Source organism: Janthinobacterium sp. GW822-FHT07H10 (assembly GCF_058798675.1).
On sequence record NZ_JBXAKS010000015.1, the window covers coordinates 1 to 17262 of the forward strand.

The following is a 17262-nucleotide window of genomic DNA, read 5'->3' on the forward strand; positions in this document are numbered from 1 at the left end:
ACAGGCCGGTATTCTAACCAACTGAACTACCACTCCAAGCTCGTATGATCTGTGTTGCTGATCCATGAAGCACTGGACAGTTTTCTGATTTGGTGGGTGCTGAGAGGCTCGAACTCCCGACCTACGCCTTGTAAGGGCGCCGCTCTACCAACTGAGCTAAGCACCCGTTGCTTGTCTCAGAAAACCATCCCGACGTTTGTCACCACGTCTGGAAGAGGCGCTATTATAGGACGGGCAAAATCCTTCTGCAAGCGCTTTTTCCAACTTTTTACCGTTTTAGCTGTCGATGCCCCATTGCGACAGCATCCACGCCATATTAAAAGCGTTTTCGGCGATGGCGTTATAGCGGCCCGAGGCACCGCCGTGGCCGGCGCCCATATTCGTTTTCAGCAGCAGGGGATTGCCGTCCGTTTTATACGCGCGCAGCTTGGCCACGTATTTGGCCGGTTCCCAGTACATGACCTGGCTGTCGTTGAGGCCCGTCGTCACCAGCATGGCGGGATAATTCTTACGTGCAATGTTGTCGTAAGGCGAGTAGCTGAGCATGTAGTCATAGGCCGCCTTCTGGTTCGGGTCGCCCCACTCCAGGTATTCGCCCGTGGTCAGCGGCAGGCTGGCGTCCATCATGGTGTTCATCACGTCGACGAAGGGCACGGCCGCGTGCACGGCGTGGAACAGTTCGGGACGCATGTTGACGACGGCGCCCATCAGCAAGCCACCGGCACTGCCGCCCTGGATGATCAGGCGGTTCGGGCTCGTCCATTTTTCGCGCACCAGGTAGTCGGCGCTGTCGATGAAGTCATTGAAGGTGTTTTTCTTCTTCATCAGCATGCCGTCCTCATGCCAGGCTTCGCCCATGTCGGTGCCGCCACGGATATGCGCTTGCGCATAGATGACGCCCCGTTCCAGCAGGCTGATGCGGCTGATGGCAAAGCTGGCTTCCGTCGAGATGCCGTAGGAACCATACGAGTACAGCAGCAGCGGTGCGGAACCGTCGAGCTTGACGCCCTTCTTGTAGACGATCCACAGCGGCACTTGCACGCCATCGCGCGCCTTCACCCACAGGCGCTGCGTGGTGTAGCGGCTGCCGTCAAAGCCGCCGACGATTTCCTGCTGCTTCAGCACCGTGCGCTTGCCATCTTGCATGTTTACGTCGATGACGGTGGGCGGCGTGACGGGCGACTGGTAGGACATGCGAAATTGCGTGGCGGAAAATTCCGGCGTGCCGGCCGCGCTGGCCAGGTAGACGGCATCGTCGAACTGCACGGTTTTCCAGTTCTTCTGCGCAAAATCATAGATGCGCGCGCGGTTCAGGGCGCGCGCTTTTTCCATCACCACCAGGTAGCCCTGGAAGACGTCGATGGACTGGATCACGGCATCCTTGTTGTGCGGCACCAGCGTCTTCCAGTGCCGGGCCTGCGGATCCGACAGCGGCGCGCTGACGATGCGGAAATTCTTCGCCTCCTTGTTGGTCAGAATATACAGCTGGCCGTCGCGGTGCTCGACGACGTAGCGGTGGCCCTTCTCGCGCTTCAGCACGGGCTGGAAGCTGCCTTCCGGCTTGTTGGTTGGCAACAGCAGCACTTCCGTCGTATCCGTGCTGCCCGAGGTGAGCACAAAGAATTGCTTGTCGTGCGTGCGGCCTACGTTGATGGCGAACTGTTCCACCGGCTCGTGGTAGACCTGCTGCGGCGTGCCGCCCAGGGCCAGGCGGAATACGCGGTCCGAACGCTTGGTGGTGGCGTCTTCCTGGGCCAGCATCAGGGTGGCGTTGTCCGACGCCCAGGCCAGCGACGTTACGCGTGGCATGCTGTCGGTAAGTAACTTGCCCGTCTTCAAATCCTTGACGTGCAATTCGTACTGGCGGAAACCCGTCGTGTCGGTGGTGTAGGCCAGCAGCTGTTCATTCGGGCTGATGGAAAACGCGCGCACGGCAAAGAATTTTTGGCCTTCGGCCAATTGATTCTGGTCCAGCAGGACTTCCTCAGGCGCCTGCGCATCATAGGCGCCGCCCTTGCCGACAGGGCGGCGGCAATGGATCGGGTACTGCTTGCCCGCTTCCACGCGCGTGTAATAGTAGAAATTACCCTGGCGTGCAGGCACGGACAGGTCCACTTCCTGCATGCGGCCCTTGATTTCGGCATACACCTTGTCGGCCAGCGGCTGTATCGGTGCCGTGACGGCCGCCGTATAGGCGTTTTCCGCATTCAGGTAGTCGATCACGGCTGGATCGCTCTTCTTTTGCAGCCAGCGGTAGTCGTCCGTGACGACCGTGCCGTGGCGTGTTTCCTGCCATGCTGTCTTGGCGGCAACGGGGGCTGCGACGGGTGCGGTGGCCGTGGCGACGGTGGTGGCGGCGTCGGCGGCTGTCGCGGATGGCGAAAGCGTGGACAGCAGCAGGGCCGGCATGATGGATGAGCAGGCGGCCAGGCGGCGTAAGGCGTAAGGTACTGTGGACAAGGCAACTCCCTAGGTTTCGTTGTTGTGCAGCGATTCTATTCTTGCTAAATAGAAAAGCCAATCATGATTTCAGTCAATGCTGCGCCGGCGCTTGCATCCACGGGCATTTCCAGCGATACTGTATATAACAACAGTATTTAACAGCATCCCGCCGCGAGGTGCCCTTGACCCTATCTGCCCCTACATTTCCTGAGTCACCCGCGCCGCGCCGCTGGATTGCCCACCTGGACATGGATGCCTTCTTTGCGTCCGTTGAATTGCTGAAATATCCGGAATTGCGCGGCGAAGCCGTCGTCATCGGCGGTGGCCGCTTGCAGCAGCCCGTGCTGCAGGAAGATGGCACGCGGCAGTTTGCGCGCATGCGCGATTACGTGGGGCGCGGCGTCGTCACCACATCGACGTATGCGGCGCGCGCGTTCGGCGTGTTTTCCGCCATGGGCATCATGAAGGCGGCCAAGCTGGCGCCGGACAGCATCCTGCTGCCGGCCGACTTCGAGGCGTACCGCGAGTACTCGGCCCGCTTCAAGCAGGCCGTGGCCCACCTGTGCCCCATCATCCAGAACGTGGGCATCGATGAAATCTATGTCGACCTGACGGAATATGGCGGGCAGGCGCCGGCCATGGCCGCGCGCCTGAAGGCGGCCGTGTCCGAGGCGACGGGCCTGTCGTGCTCGATCGGCCTGGCGCCGAACAAATTGCTGGCGAAAATCTGTTCCGACCTGGAAAAACCCGATGGCCTGACCATACTGTCGCCCGAGGATGTGGCAACGCGCGTGTGGCCGCTGCCGGCGAAAAAAATCAACGGCATCGGGCCGAAGGCCACGGCCAAGCTGGAAGCGCTGGGCATCGTCAGCATCGGCCAGCTGGCGCAAGCCGACCTGGCCATGCTGCGCACGCAGTTTGGCGACGTGTACACCAGCTGGCTGCGGCAGGCGGCGCTGGGCATCGACGAGCGGCCCGTGCAGACGAGCCGGGAAACCAAGTCCGTCAGCCGCGAAACGACGTTCGAGCGCGACTTGCAGGTGGTGCGCGACCGCGCCACCCTGTCGGAAAAGCTGGAAAGCCTGTGCACGCGCGTGGCGGGCGACCTCGACAAGCAGTCGCTGGCGGGACGCACGGTGGGCATCAAGCTGCGCTTCGAGGATTTCAGCACGGTGACGCGCGATGTCACCTTGCCCTGCGCCACGGCGGATGCCGCCGCCATCCTGCGCGCCAGCCGCGATTGTTTGCGGCGCGTGCCGTTCGAGAAAAAAATCCGCCTGCTGGGCGTGCGCATCTCGACCCTGTCCGATCCTGCCCTGGTCACGCGGCAGGCGCCGGCCCAGGCCGAGCTGTTTCCCGCCCTGTAGCGGCATCGCGCGGCCACCAATCCTGTTGTACAAGCATCGCGCCAGTCCGCGCCTTTGACGGCATGAGCGTGTCGAAAGTGTAGAATGGCGTTCCCCTGGCACTACTGAAACAAACGGAAGACAAAAACTATGTGGTTCAAGAATCTTCAGATTTACCGCCTGCCCGCACCATGGGCTTATACGCCAGAACAACTGGAAGAGGCGCTGTCCTCGAACAAATTTACGCCGGCGACCAGCATGGATCTGATGCGCCAGGGCTGGGATACGCCACGCCCGAATGGCGGTTTGGTGCACGTGGTCAACAAGCAGATGCTGATCCTGCTGGGCACGGAAAAGAAATTGCTGCCAGCCACCGTCATCAACCAGGTCGCCAAGGCCCGCGCCGCTGAAATGGAAGAAGCGCAAGGCTTTGCGCCGGGCAAGAAAGCCATGAAGGAATTGAAAGAGCGCGTCGCCGACGAACTGCTGCCGCGCGCCTTCAGCATCCGCAGCAATGTCTGGACGTGGATCGATCCCGTCAATGGCTGGCTGGTGGTCGATGCCGCCAGCCCGGCAAAAGCCGATGAAGTCATCAAGCTGCTGCTGAAAGCCGTCGACAAGCTGCCGCTGGAAAGCCTGCGCGTGCAGCGCTCGCCGGTGGCGGTGATGACGGAATGGCTGCAGGCCGACGATGCACCTGCCGGCTTCACGGTCGACATGGATACGGAATTGCGCGCCACGGGCGAGAGCAAGGCCACCGTGCGCTATGTGCGCCACACGCTGGAAGCGGACGACGTGCGCCGCCACATCGCGGCCGGCAAGCAGTGCACGCGCCTGGCCATGACGTGGAACGACAAGATCTCGTTCGTGCTGACGGAGTCGCTGGCCATCAAGAGCGTCAAGCCGCTGGACGTGATCAAGGAAACGGAATCGAGCACGAAGAACGACGAAGAGCGTTTCGACGGCGACGTGATGCTGATGACGGGCGAGCTGAGCAAGCTGATGGCCGACGTGGTCGAGGCATTGGGCGGCGAAGCGACCGCGTAAACGCCGTCATGCCGGTACGGAAAAGGAGCTCACGCTCCTTTTTTTTCGCCTGCGCAGTTTCACCTGTGACGATGTTGCGGCATAAAAAAAGCGCCTTGCACGGTGAAGTGCAAGGCGCTTTTCAGACAAGCTAATTTACAACGTCAAATTAGAACTTGTAGTTGCCGGTGATGTAGAACGAACGCATCATTGGATCGGCGTAGCGTGGGTCGAAACCGATCTGGTGGCCCGACGAAGCGCGCAGCGACAGCGGTGGTGCACGGTCGAACAGGTTTTTGATGCCTGCGCGGATCGTGGTTTGCTTGTCAAAGGCGAAACGCGCTTGCCAGTCGAACGTCGTGTACGACGGTACTTGCAGGCGGAAGTTTTTCTCTTCCTTCTTGGTTTCCTGGTTGTACACGGTCGCAGGAGCATCGGTGTAGCCGTTACGGTAGTTGACGGTGACCGTGTTGCTCAGACGGCCAGTGTCCAGGGTCGTCGTCAGCTTCATCAGGTTGCGGAACGTGACTTCGTTGGTGTCGCCGAAGAAGTTCATGTTGCTGGTGTAGATATTGTCGCTACCGGCCTTGGTGTAGTTGGCGTGCAACATGTGCGTACCGCTCAGCTGAGCCGTCAGCTTACCGAAGGAGAACTTGTGGTTGGCCGACAGATCCCAGTCGATACCACGGTATTCCTTCTTGCCGATGTTGACCGACAGTTTCTTGAATGCGTAGTACTTGATGCCGGTCGATGGTTCGATGTATTCGCCAAAGCTCGACGCGTACTTGATCGGATCGGCAAATGCCTGCTCTTCGGAGACTTCCGAGACGGCATTGCGCAGTTTCACATCCCACAGGTCGGCGCCGAACGAGAAGGCCGCGCTAGGCTCGACACGGAAGCCCAGGGTGAACTGCTTCGATTTTTCCGATTGCAGGTCTGGATTGCCTTGCGATACCGCGTTGTATTGCGTTGCTTCCGCGCGGCACAGTGGCGAACCTGGGTATGGGCAGTCAAATTTCTTGGCGGTAAAGCCGGCGTTGACCAGCGGCTGGGCGATTTCCAGCATGCTTGGCGCCTTGAAGCCCGTGCCGTAGGAACCGCGGATCAGCACGGTCTGTACCGGCTGCCAGCGTGCCGATACCTTGTAGGTATTGGCGCTGTCTTTCTTGCCGACAGTTTTGTGGTTCAGCTTGTCATCGATCGCCTTGACAGCATCGTGACGGCCGCCAACGGTCATTTCGAACGACTTGGTCAGCGGAGCCAGCAACTCGACGAACGCGCCGTAGGTGTCGCGGCTCATGTCGTAGGCAGCCTTCGTGTTGAAGCTGTAGATGTCGTCGCCGGTGGCATTGCTGCCTGGCGATTGCTCATAGGTATAGGTGCGGTAGTCGCCACCGATACCCAGGCTGGCTTTGCCGCCTGGCAGGTCGAACAGTTCACGCGAACCGTGCGTGTCGAGGCCGCGCATCGTGGTCGATGCGGTGCGCACCGAACCGACGAATTGCGCGCCTGCGACTTGCGCTTGCACGGATGGCTTTTGCGTCGCTGCAAACGGGTTGAATTCCGGATTGGCCAGGATATCCTTGAACGCCTGGTTTTTCTGGTAACCGCCCGTGTAGCGCTCGTCGATCGAGTTTTGCGACCAGGTCAGGCCGCTTTCGAAGTTCCACGCGCCCAGTTCGCCTTCAACGCCCAGCACGACGTGCTTGGTTTCGGTGATGGTGTTGCTGGCGCGCAGGCCGAAGTCGGTGCTGCGGTAGTTGGCCGTCACGGATTTGACGTCGGCGCGTTGCGCTGGCGTCAGGTATGGCGACACATAGGTGTTGTACAGCGCGCTGTCCTTGGCGATCGAAATCGGGATAGGATTGGCGGCGATACGCGCCGTCAGGTCGTAGCGCGAGTAGGCCAGTTCGGCGAACGCGTTCAGGTTGTCGTTCAGCTTGTACGTTGCTTTGGAGAACAGGCTGTCGCGTTTCGATTGCGGCACGATTTCCACGGTGGAACCGGTGTCGAAGCCACAAGCGCGTGGATTGGCGGTGGTGATTTCGAAGCCGTCAGGGCAGGCGGTACCGTTATGTTGCGCCAGGTACGGCGAAAATGCGGTCGACGGAGCGCCGCTGTTGTAGGCAACGGTGGCGCCGGCCGGCGAAGCCGAGGTGCTGGTGCGATCCCAGATGTAGTTCTTGCCGTTGCGGCTGAATGGCACGAAGGAGCTGGCGGCGAACTTGCGGTCGGTGGCGCGCAGTTTCGATTGCTCGTCATGGCGGTACGACAGCAGCACGTTGAAGCGGTCTTCGTCCAGGTCGCCGAAACCGTAGGTGACGCTGGTATTCCAGGCGTTGCCGCCCTTGTCTTCCGGACCGCCGTAGGTGGCTTCCAGGGTGGCGCCTTGCTGGTTTTTCTTCAGGATGAAGTTCAGTACGCCGGCGATGGCGTCCGAGCCGTACAGTGCCGAAGCGCCGTCGGTCAGGATCTCGACGCGCTCAACGGCGCTCATCGGAATGGCATTCAAGTTGACCGTGGTGCCCGAACCTTGTGGCGCGATGCGGCGGCCGTTCAGCAGTACCAGGGTATAGGACTCGCCGATACCGTGCAGCGATGCACTGGTGTTACCGCCCGAGTCGGAACCAGCGGCGACTGCGCCGATGGTGAAACCTTGCATGGCTGGCAGAGCCTGGATCAGGTCGGCTACCGATGTAGCGCCCGATTTGGCGATGGCTTCTTGCGACAGGCGTTGCACAGGCAATGCGCCTTCGACGGCGATACGCTTGATGCTCGAGCCGGTAATTTCGACTTTTTGAATTGCTTCGTCCGCCATGGATTGGCCGGAGAACAACATGCTGCCTGCCAGTACGGTCAGGGCCAGGCGTACGCTGCGCACGCCAATTTTTTCTTTAAATGCCATTGTAACAATTACTCCGTAGTAGTTTTAATAACGACAAGCGGCACACGAGCACCGATAAAGCCATCGGGTAGATGGCCTGCGGCGGCGTGTACGGTAGGCGGAACCACATCGGAAGGAGGTGGAAGACTACTTAGCGCAATATTGTTATAAATGCACTTTTGACTTGTCGAGACAAACATTATGTCTTCTCAGCAAGGAAAAATGCATATCAACCGTGTCGGATTTGGCAAGAAATCGCCGATACTGAAGAATATTCAATTTATTTGTTAAATCGCAGTTCTATATTTCAAAATATCACTGTTTTAAAAAATGAATAATGGCGTTTTTTTACAACATTAAATTAATGTATTGGCAATTCGATGTTTCGCCAACAATAATTCGATGAAAACTGTTGCATTACGGAATTTATGCAAAGTAAAAAAATGTAAAAAAAGCCCGCTGAAAGCGGGCTTGTCGAGGTGCTGCAGAGTGGAAGTCAGGCGGCTTGCTTGCCTGTCTTTCTGCGGCGCGCCATGAAGCCGACCAGGCCGAGGCCGGCCAGCAGCATGGCGTATGTTTCCGGTTCAGGCACTGCGGCCACCGGTGAAGCGAAAGTACCGGTAAAGGTAGAGTAATTGCCATACTGGTTGCTGGCAGATTGTGCGGTCGCGGCGCCATAGCCGAAATAGGTGCTGATGCCGACGGTGTTGGCGCCGACGGCAACATTGCTCAAGGTAATGCTGAAGTTGGCGGTCGAGCCTGGCGTGTACACGGATTGCGTGTATTGGCCCCACCAGGTATAGGCGGCATAGCCCGAGGGCGCCACGAGGTTTTGCGAGCCGTCGCCGCCCAGGTCGAGCTGGGCGCTGGTGCCTTGCGACCAGAAGCCGGGCGCGCCATTCAAGGGCGCGGGGGCGGTGGAGCTGACCAGCGTGGCGGAAACGGGCACGAAAATCGTGAAGCCGTCCAGGCCCGTCTGGCCGCCGATGCCCTGGTTATTGTTCAAGACGCTGTAATCGAAGGTCCACGTGTTCGCGCCTGCGGCCGTGGCCGATGCCGTCACGGTGTATTCATTCGTCAGGTTCGTCGTTGCGTGGGCGGCGCCGCTCAGCGCAAACGCGGCGGCCATGGCGCCCAGTTGGAACAGTTGTGCAGCCGATTTGCGCTTGGTCATGATGGGTTTCCCAGAAAGGGTTAGTCGATGACCTGAATATAGCATTGAACCCCAGGAAAAAATTGCAATTATGAACAAATATATTGTTTTTTTACTTTCTTTATTTCCGCATGGGAATTAATGGGCAAATTCTTTATTTTTCTGGAAATGTTGCAGCAGATTTTTGTTGTTGCGCTGCGACGTTGTCGCAGCGCAATGGCATTACAGCGGCTGGAACACGCCGGCGGCGCGGTTCTTCTGCACATTGTCCCAGGCGAAGATCTGGCCATTCATGGCCACGTACACGCCGGCTGGCAAGGTTTGCGCCACGCCGCAGGCAAAGCCCAGGTTGAACAAGGCGTCGGAATTGTCGATCTCGTACGGAATCATGGCGCCCGTCAGGATCACCGTCTGCTGCAGATTCGCCGCGCCCAGTACCTGCGCCGTTTCGCGCATGGTATCGGTGCCGTGGATGATGACGATGGCTTTTTCCTGTGCCGCGCGGCATGAGGCCAGCACGCGCTGGCGATCCGCATCCTGCATGTCGAGCGAGTCGAGCAGCGGCAATTGTTCCAGCGCCACGGGCGCCGTCATGCGCGCGCGGGCGATCGCTGCCGGCAAATGACTGTCGGAAAAGCCCAGGGTGCCGTTCAATTCGTTGTAGTGTTTGTCGAAAGTGCCGCCGGTGGCGAGTATGCGCAAAGTCATGATGTGGTCACGATGTCAGTGGAGAATGACGCGCATGATATCGTGGATTGCCACGATTGCGTCAATGACCGGTTCGATGCGGGTAGCGCTGATGGCGATAGCCTTGCGCCGCGTCTGGAAAATTCGGCCATCTGTGAGTACACTTGTTTCTTTGTTCGCCCAAGGGCCCGACTCCCGTATGAAAGCGCTCGCACCCGGCATCGTCATTTTTCACCGCCACCGCGGTTATGGCGTGATCACGTCCGTCAATCTGCTGACGGGCTGGATCGCCGCGCGGTTCGGCAGCGAAGCGCGCACCCTGGACCTGAACCTGTCGACCGACGACGTGCAGTTCGCCGATGGCGAACCGATCCTGTTTCGCCGCGCGCCGCCCGACCGCATGCCGCACGCGCGCCTGATGGCCATGGTGCGCGAACTGCACCAGGCCGGCTATCAAAAACTGTACCTGTATTCCTGGCCGAAACCGTCGGGCCTGCACTGGCGCTGGCATTTGTTTACGGGGCCGCGCGACTGGATGCAGCGGCCATGGCGCGAAGGCTGGTATGGCTCGGGCGCCGACTACAACGTCAATCCCGTGATGGGCTGGGGCGATTCGCCCGGCGCCTCCACGGGCGAACTGATCGACGCGCTGGCGCGCTTCGACCCGCAGGGGCTGGCGCAGGCGCTGGGCCGCGACGACGACCACAGCGAGTGGTTTGCCCGCGTCTGCGACGCCTTGCTGCCGGACTATATGTATAGCCTGGACATGCAGCGGGCCGATGGCGCACCGCTGCAGGACATGCCGCCCGTGCCGGTGGTTGCCGTGCGCGCCGGCGTGGCGCCGTATGCGGGGCCGGCGATCGCCTGGCCACCCGGCTGGGCCGGCTTGTGGCGCGGCCGCCATGTGCTGCCCGCGCCCGCCATCAGCCTGACGGGCACGCCGGACCTGCTGAAGGGCTTTCAGCGCTCCTGAGGGGCTTGCCGCGCATGCGTCAGCGCCGCGGGATTGAGCAGGCGCGTACATTGACCCTGCGCAAAATCGACGATGTTTTGCAAGGCGTAGCGGAAATACAGCTCATAGCTGTCGCGCTCGACATAGCCGAGGTGTGGCGTGGCCAGCACATTTGGCAGCAGCAACAGCGGCGAGCCGGGCGGCAAGGGTTCGTCCGTGAACACGTCCAGCGCAGCCGCGCCCGGGCATCCCCGCGGCAGCGCCGCTTCCAGCGCCCCTTCCGCCACCAGTTCGGCGCGGCTCGTGTTGACGAACAGGCTGCTCGGCTTCATGCGCGCCAGGTCCTCTGCCGTCACCAGGCCCCGCGTGGCGTCGGACAGGCGCAAATGCAGGGTCAGCACGTCGGCCTGTTCGAAGAAGGCCTCGCGCGATGGGGCGGCCGTGTCGCCTGCCGCCACGGCTGCCGCGCGGCTCGCTTCGCTGCCCCAGACGAGGATGGTCATGCCGAAGGCGCGGCCATAGCCGGCGATCAGCTGGCCGATCTTGCCGTAGCCCCAGATCGCCAGGGTGCGCCCCTTCAGTACCGTGCCCAAGGTGTTGCGCGCCGGTTCCAGCGACGCCGTCTGCCACAGTCCTTCCTGCAAATGCTGTGCGTAGGGCACGATCTTGCGCTGCGCCGCCATGATCAGGGCCCACGTCAGCTCGGCCGGCGCCGTGGGCGAGCCGATGCCTTCCGCGATGGCGATGCCCAGTTCCGTGGCGGCCGGCACGTCGATGTGCCCGCTGACCTTGCCCGTCTGTGAAATCAGTTTCAGGTTCGGCAGTTTCGACAGCAATGCCCGGTTGAAACTGCTGCGTTCGCGGATCAGCACCAGCGCATCGAACGGCGCGAGGCGGATGGCCAGCTGGCCCAGGCCCCGCGCCGTATTGCTGAACACTTTGATCTCGTGTCCATCAAGCAATTTGAAACAATCGAGGCTGCGCACGGCATCCTGATAATCATCGAGTATGGCAATTTTCATGGTGGATGGCCGATTTTAGTGAGGATTTGGTAGGGAAATAACAGGATACGGGAAATGCTGAATAGCCTACTACATTAGTCAAGCTATTCTCCTACATTTTTGCGAGAATAGCTGTTTTGCGGGTGTACAATCGCCGGCACTTTTGACGCTTCCTGATGAACGAAGTGCAAATGGAGCGCACAATGTTCCAGCAAGTCTGGAGCATGCTCCAGATAAATGCCGCCGGCGCGAACGCCGCGGCTGACACGACACCAGAGCCCTGCCGGCGTGACCTTGCCGCCCGCAGTGAGCCGCAGCCACCTCTCAACGATGCTGCCTGTCTTGCCGGAACGACCAGAATTTCTTTTATTGGTATTGGAGGTAATATGAATCAGCCCGTCATGGGTGGCGTCGCCGCACTCAACGTCCCAGCTTATATTAAACAACAGAAACTGATCAACTGGGTAGCCGACATTGCCGCGCTGACCAAGCCCGAGCGCATCTACTGGTGCGATGGCTCGCAGGAAGAGTATGAGCGCCTGTGCGCCGAGATGGTTGCCAGCGGCACCATGAAAAAACTCAACGCGGAAAAACGCCCGAATTCCTACCTGGCCTGCTCCGACCCGAGCGACGTGGCCCGCGTCGAAGACCGTACCTATATCTGCTCGGCAACGAAAGAAGCGGCCGGCCCGACGAACAACTGGACCGAGCCTGGCGAGATGCGCCACACTCTGAACGGCCTGTTCGACGGCTGCATGCGCGGCCGCACCATGTACGTCGTGCCTTTCTCGATGGGCCCGCTGGGCTCGCCGATCGCGCACATCGGCGTGGAATTGTCCGACTCGCCTTACGTGGCCGTCAACATGAAGATCATGACCCGCATGGGCCGTGCCGTGTATGACGTGCTGGGTACCGATGGCGAGTTCGTGCCCTGCGTGCACAGCGTGGGCGCGCCGCTGGCCGCCGGCCAGGCAGACGTGAAATGGCCGTGCAACAGCACCAAGTACATCGTGCATTTCCCGGAAACGCGCGAAATCTGGTCCTTCGGTTCCGGCTACGGCGGCAACGCCTTGCTGGGCAAGAAGTGCTTTGCCCTGCGCATCGCCTCGAACATGGGCTACCAGGAAGCGCAAGCGTCCGACAGCAATCCGGGCTGGCTGGCAGAACACATGCTGATCCTCGGCGTGGAGTCGCCGGAAGGCAAGAAGCATTACGTGGCGGCAGCCTTCCCGTCGGCCTGCGGCAAGACCAACTTCGCCATGCTGATTCCGCCGGCAAGTTTTAACGGCTGGAAAGTAACCACCATCGGCGACGATATCGCCTGGATCAAGCCGGGCGCCGATGGCCGCCTGTACGCGATCAATCCGGAAGCCGGCTACTTCGGCGTGGCGCCGGGCACCAACGAAAAAACCAATTACAACTGCATGGCGTCCATGCGCGACAACACGATCTTCACCAACGTGGCGCTGACGGACGATGGCGACGTGTGGTGGGAAGGCTTGACCAAGGAAGCACCAAGCCACCTGATCGACTGGCAGGGCAAGGACTGGACGCCGGCCTCCGGCACCAAGGCCGCGCATCCGAATGCGCGCTTCACTGTTGCTGCTACGCAAAACCCGGTCATCGACGCGGCCTGGGACGACCCGGCCGGCGTGCCGATCTCGGCCTTCATCTTCGGTGGCCGCCGTTCGACCACCGTGCCGCTGGTGACGGAAGCGCGCAACTGGGTCGAAGGCGTCTACATGGCCGCCACCATGGGCTCGGAAACGACGGCCGCTGCCGTCGGCCAGATGGGTGTCGTGCGCCGCGATCCATTTGCCATGTTGCCGTTTATCGGCTATAACATGAGCGATTACTTCCAGCACTGGCTGGACATGGGCGTCAAGGTGGGCAAGGTCAACCCGGCCGCCCTGCCGAAGGTCTATTGCGTCAACTGGTTCCGTACGGACGAGGCGGGCAAGTTCGTCTGGCCTGGCTTCGGCGACAATATGCGCGTGCTGAAGTGGATGCTGGAGCGCATCGAAGGCAAGGCCGGCGGCGTGGAAAACCTGTTCGGCACGACGCCGCAGTATGGCGACCTGAACTGGGATGGCTTGCCATTCACGCAAGAACAGTTCGACACCATCACTTCGATCGACAAGGCCGCGTGGGTGGAAGAATTGAAATTGCATACGGAGTTGTTTGAAAAACTCGCGTATCATCTGCCGCAAGAATTGGCAGATCACAAGGCTGCGCTGGAAAAGCGGCTGAGTGCATAAGGTTTAATAGTGGGGGAGAAACACGCCGGCATAGACTGGCGTGCTATAAATGACACGCTGGCAATGACTGGCGTGCTAGCAAAAAGAGAAACGGCGCGGATTGCATGAGCAATCCGCGCCGTTTTTTTTGTGGCTTGTCGGTTCAGCGAGACATGGCCGGCACGAAATAACGCAGCTTGGCGTCATCGTTCATTTTCGGGCACCGGCCAGGTTTTGCTGCCGGAAAGGATGGCGGCAGCAGCGTCGTTTCGTGCAGACGGCCCTCCATTTCCAGCACGCCGGCAAACCGGCACTTACTGCTGCAGCAGCGGCCCCAGGTATTTACCCGTCACGCTGGCCGGGTTCAGCGACACGTCTTCCGGCGTCCCCGTGGCGATGATTTGCCCGCCGCCGGCGCCGCCTTCCGGACCCAGGTCGACGATCCAGTCGGCAGTCTTGATGACGTCCAGGTTGTGTTCGATGATGACGAGGGTGTTGCCCTGGTCGCGCAGGCGGTGGATGACTTTCAGCAGCAAGTCGATATCGTGGAAGTGCAAGCCCGTCGTCGGTTCATCGAGGATGTACAGGGTGCGGCCCGTGTCGCGCTTCGACAGTTCCAGCGACAGTTTCACGCGCTGCGCCTCGCCGCCCGACAGCGTGGTGGCGCTCTGGCCCAGCTTGATGTAGCCGAGGCCCACGTCGAGCAGGGTTTGCAGCTTGCGCGCGATCAACGGTACGGGCTTGAAGAATTCATGCGCCTCTTCCACCGTCATGCCCAGCACTTCCGTGATGTTCTTGCCCTTGTATTGGACTTCCAGGGTTTCGCGGTTGTAGCGCTTGCCGTGGCAGACGTCGCACGGCACGTAGACGTCGGGTAAGAAGTGCATCTCGACCTTGATCACGCCATCGCCCTGGCACGCTTCGCAGCGTCCGCCCTTCACGTTGAACGAGAAGCGGCCCGCGCTGTAGCCCCGTTCCTTGGCCGTCGGCACGGTGGAGAACAGGTCGCGGATCGGTGTAAACAAGCCCGTGTACGTGGCCGGATTCGAGCGCGGCGTGCGGCCGATCGGCGCCTGGTCGACGGAGATGACCTTGTCGAAGTGTTCCAGGCCGCTGATCGATTCGTGCGGCGCCGGTTCCGTCTGCGAACCATACAGATGGCGCGACAGGGCCGGGTACAGGGTATCGTTGACGAGCGACGATTTGCCCGAGCCGGACACGCCCGTGACGCACGTCATCAAGCCTACCGGCAAGCTCAGCGACACTTTCTTGAGGTTGTTGCCCGTCGCGCCAGTAATGACCAACTGCTTTTCCGGATTGCTGGCGTGGCGCTTGGCCGGCACGGCGATTTTCAGCTTGCCGTTCAGGTACTGCGCCGTCAGCGACTTCTTGTTCTTCAAAATATCTTGCAAGGTGCCTTCGGCGATGATTTCGCCACCGTGCACACCGGCGCCGATGCCCATGTCGACGATGTAGTCGGCCGTGCGGATGGCGTCTTCGTCATGCTCGACCACCAGCACGCTGTTGCCGATGTCGCGCAAGTGTTTCAGGGTTTCGATCAGGCGGTCATTATCGCGCTGATGCAAGCCGATCGACGGTTCATCGAGCACATACATGACGCCGGTCAAACCGGAGCCGATTTGCGAGGCCAGGCGGATGCGTTGTGCTTCGCCGCCGGACAGCGTGTCGGCGCTGCGGTCCAGCGACAGGTAGTCGAGGCCCACATTGTTGAGGAATTTCAGGCGCGAAATGATTTCTTTCACCACGCGGTCGGCGATCTCCTTCTTCGCGCCCGTCAATTTCAGCTTTTCAAAGAATTCCAGCGTCTCGCGCAGCGGTTTGGCCGCCAATTCATAAATGGCGCGCTGCTGCTTGCCGGTGCCCACCTTGACGAAGCGCGCTTCCACGCGCAGGCGCGCGCCATCGCATGACGGGCAGCATTTTTCATTGATGAACTTGGCCAGTTCTTCCTTGACGGCCATCGAATCCGTTTCGCGGTAGCGGCGCTGCAGATTGTTGACCACGCCTTCGAACGTGTGTTCCTTGATGACGGTGCGGCCCCGTTCATTCACATAGCTGAACGGGATCACTTGCTTGCCGGAACCGTACAGCACGGCCTGCTGTGAATTCAAGTCCAGCTGTTCGAACGGCATGTCGAGGTCGAACTCGTAATAGGCGGCCAGGTTCGACAGCATCTGGAAGTAAAACTGGTTGCGGCGGTCCCAGCCCTTGACGGCGCCCGAGGCCAGCGACAGGTTCGGGAACGCGACGATGCGTTTCGGGTCAAAGAATTCAATGTGTCCGAGGCCGTCGCATTCGGGGCAGGCGCCCATGGGGTTGTTGAATGAGAATAGACGCGGTTCCAGTTCCTGCAGGGAATAGCCACACACATTGCAGGCGAACTTGTTGGAGTACACATGTTCCTTGGCCGTATCCATTTCGTAGGCGACGGCGCGGCCGTCGGCCAGGCGCAGTGCCGTCTCGAAACTTTCCGCCAGGCGCTGCTTGATGTCCTGGTTCACCTTGACGCGGTCGATGACGACGTCGATCGTGTGTTTTTCCGTTTTCTTTAATTTCGGGAGGTCATCGACTTCATAGATTTTTGCCGCATGCGTGCCGCTTTGCACGCGAAAGCGCACGAAGCCCTGTGCCTGCATCTGCTCGAACAGGTCCACGTGTTCGCCCTTGCGGTTGGCGACGACGGGCGCCAGGATCATCAGCTTGGTGTCTTCCGGCATGGCCAGCACGGCGTCGACCATTTGCGACACGGATTGCGCGGCCAGCGCGTTTTCCGGATGGTCGGGGCAGTATGGCGTGCCCACGCGCGCATACAACAGGCGCAGGTAGTCGTGGATTTCCGTCACGGTGCCGACGGTCGAGCGCGGGTTGTGCGAAGTTGCCTTCTGTTCGATGGAGATGGCGGGAGATAGTCCTTCGATCAGGTCGACATCGGGCTTTTCCATCAGTTGCAGGAATTGGCGCGCGTAGGCCGACAGCGATTCGACATAGCGGCGCTGGCCTTCCGCGTACAGCGTATCGAAGGCCAGCGACGATTTGCCGGAGCCGGACAAGCCGGTAATCACGATCAGCTTGTTGCGCGGCAAATCGAGATTGATATTCTTGAGGTTATGCGTGCGAGCACCGCGAATGCGGATCTGTTCCATGTGATTGCCTTGCTTTCAGTGAGTGGTGCGGCCGGCGCATTGCGGGAGCTGCCAGATGAGGAGCCACAACGGGTCAACCTGTTACTATAGCCGGGTTTTGATCTGCATGCCTGTGGCGGCTGCGGGCGGATTGCGCCGCCAGGCCAGCGTGCCCCGGGAAAGATTGATACAGATGCGTGCAGACGTTTAAACACTGTATATAATACCAGTATTCATGTTTCTTGTTTTCACCTGCCGTGAAAAAAACGTGCCGCCGCAAGCTCGTGGCGGCGCTTATAAAGCGTGTGCTTTGCGCGGGCTAGTCGCTTATAATCCTCGTTTAGCAAAAAATCTAACGCGCGCGAGTTCCGGCTCCCGCCGCAGTTCATCA

General features: G+C 60.2%; 10 protein-coding genes and 1 tRNA gene. 4 read left to right on the top strand and 7 right to left on the bottom strand.

Translation table 11 applies throughout. From position 1 onward, the window contains the following. Positions 1 to 90 precede the first annotated feature (90 nt). Together AC1RDJ_RS24705 and AC1RDJ_RS24710 are read right to left on the bottom strand one after the other, a co-directional pair. Positions 91 to 166: transfer RNA gene (locus AC1RDJ_RS24705), tRNA-Val, on the bottom strand. A gap of 110 nt (positions 167 to 276) precedes the next feature. Beyond that, positions 277 to 2460, bottom strand: a complete 2184-nt coding sequence (locus AC1RDJ_RS24710; RefSeq protein ID WP_493029000.1) for a S9 family peptidase — start codon at positions 2458 to 2460, stop codon at positions 277 to 279. A 164-nt stretch (positions 2461 to 2624) separates the two neighbouring features. On the opposite strand from AC1RDJ_RS24710, the gene dinB reads away from it, so the two are divergent. Next, on the top strand, positions 2625 to 3809 hold the full coding sequence (gene dinB / locus AC1RDJ_RS24715; protein ID WP_493029001.1) for a DNA polymerase IV: 1185 nt from the start codon (positions 2625 to 2627) through the stop codon (positions 3807 to 3809). A 129-nt stretch (positions 3810 to 3938) separates the two neighbouring features. Further along, the gene (locus AC1RDJ_RS24720; protein ID WP_034754435.1) at positions 3939 to 4835 is read left to right on the top strand and encodes a recombination-associated protein RdgC; all 897 of its coding nucleotides are present in this window, start codon (positions 3939 to 3941) and stop codon (positions 4833 to 4835) included. A 148-nt stretch (positions 4836 to 4983) separates the two neighbouring features. Here AC1RDJ_RS24720 and AC1RDJ_RS24725 read toward each other — a convergent pair whose 3' ends face one another. The 3 genes from AC1RDJ_RS24725 to AC1RDJ_RS24735 form a co-directional block, all read right to left on the bottom strand. Beyond that, entirely contained in the window at positions 4984 to 7719 is a 2736-nt protein-coding gene (locus tag AC1RDJ_RS24725) for a TonB-dependent receptor (RefSeq protein WP_071326105.1), read from the bottom strand. A gap of 475 nt (positions 7720 to 8194) precedes the next feature. Next, a complete protein-coding gene (locus tag AC1RDJ_RS24730; protein ID WP_071326106.1) occupies positions 8195 to 8872 on the bottom strand; it encodes an FxDxF family PEP-CTERM protein in 678 nt (225 codons plus the stop codon). Between the two features lie 201 nt (positions 8873 to 9073). Further along, positions 9074 to 9559: an asparaginase domain-containing protein gene (locus tag AC1RDJ_RS24735; protein ID WP_034781194.1), complete on the bottom strand. Its 486-nt coding sequence runs from the start codon at positions 9557 to 9559 to the stop codon at positions 9074 to 9076. Positions 9560 to 9737: 178 nt separating this feature from the next. On the opposite strand from AC1RDJ_RS24735, the gene AC1RDJ_RS24740 reads away from it, so the two are divergent. After that, the gene (locus AC1RDJ_RS24740; protein ID WP_493029002.1) at positions 9738 to 10511 is read left to right on the top strand and encodes an L-asparaginase; all 774 of its coding nucleotides are present in this window, start codon (positions 9738 to 9740) and stop codon (positions 10509 to 10511) included. Here the strand turns inward: AC1RDJ_RS24740 and AC1RDJ_RS24745 are convergent. After that, a complete protein-coding gene (locus AC1RDJ_RS24745) occupies positions 10499 to 11512 on the bottom strand; it encodes a D-2-hydroxyacid dehydrogenase family protein (protein WP_493029003.1) in 1014 nt (337 codons plus the stop codon). The two genes, AC1RDJ_RS24740 and AC1RDJ_RS24745, sit on opposite strands and share 13 nt — an antisense overlap. A gap of 365 nt (positions 11513 to 11877) precedes the next feature. Here AC1RDJ_RS24745 and AC1RDJ_RS24750 point away from each other — a divergent pair, with 365 nt between their 5' ends. Further along, entirely contained in the window at positions 11878 to 13749 is a 1872-nt protein-coding gene (locus AC1RDJ_RS24750) for a phosphoenolpyruvate carboxykinase (GTP) (RefSeq protein ID WP_071326108.1), read from the top strand. A gap of 293 nt (positions 13750 to 14042) precedes the next feature. Here the strand turns inward: AC1RDJ_RS24750 and uvrA are convergent, their stop codons facing one another. Next, a complete protein-coding gene (uvrA, locus tag AC1RDJ_RS24755) occupies positions 14043 to 16892 on the bottom strand; it encodes an excinuclease ABC subunit UvrA (RefSeq protein ID WP_493029004.1) in 2850 nt (949 codons plus the stop codon). Positions 16893 to 17262 lie beyond the last annotated feature (370 nt).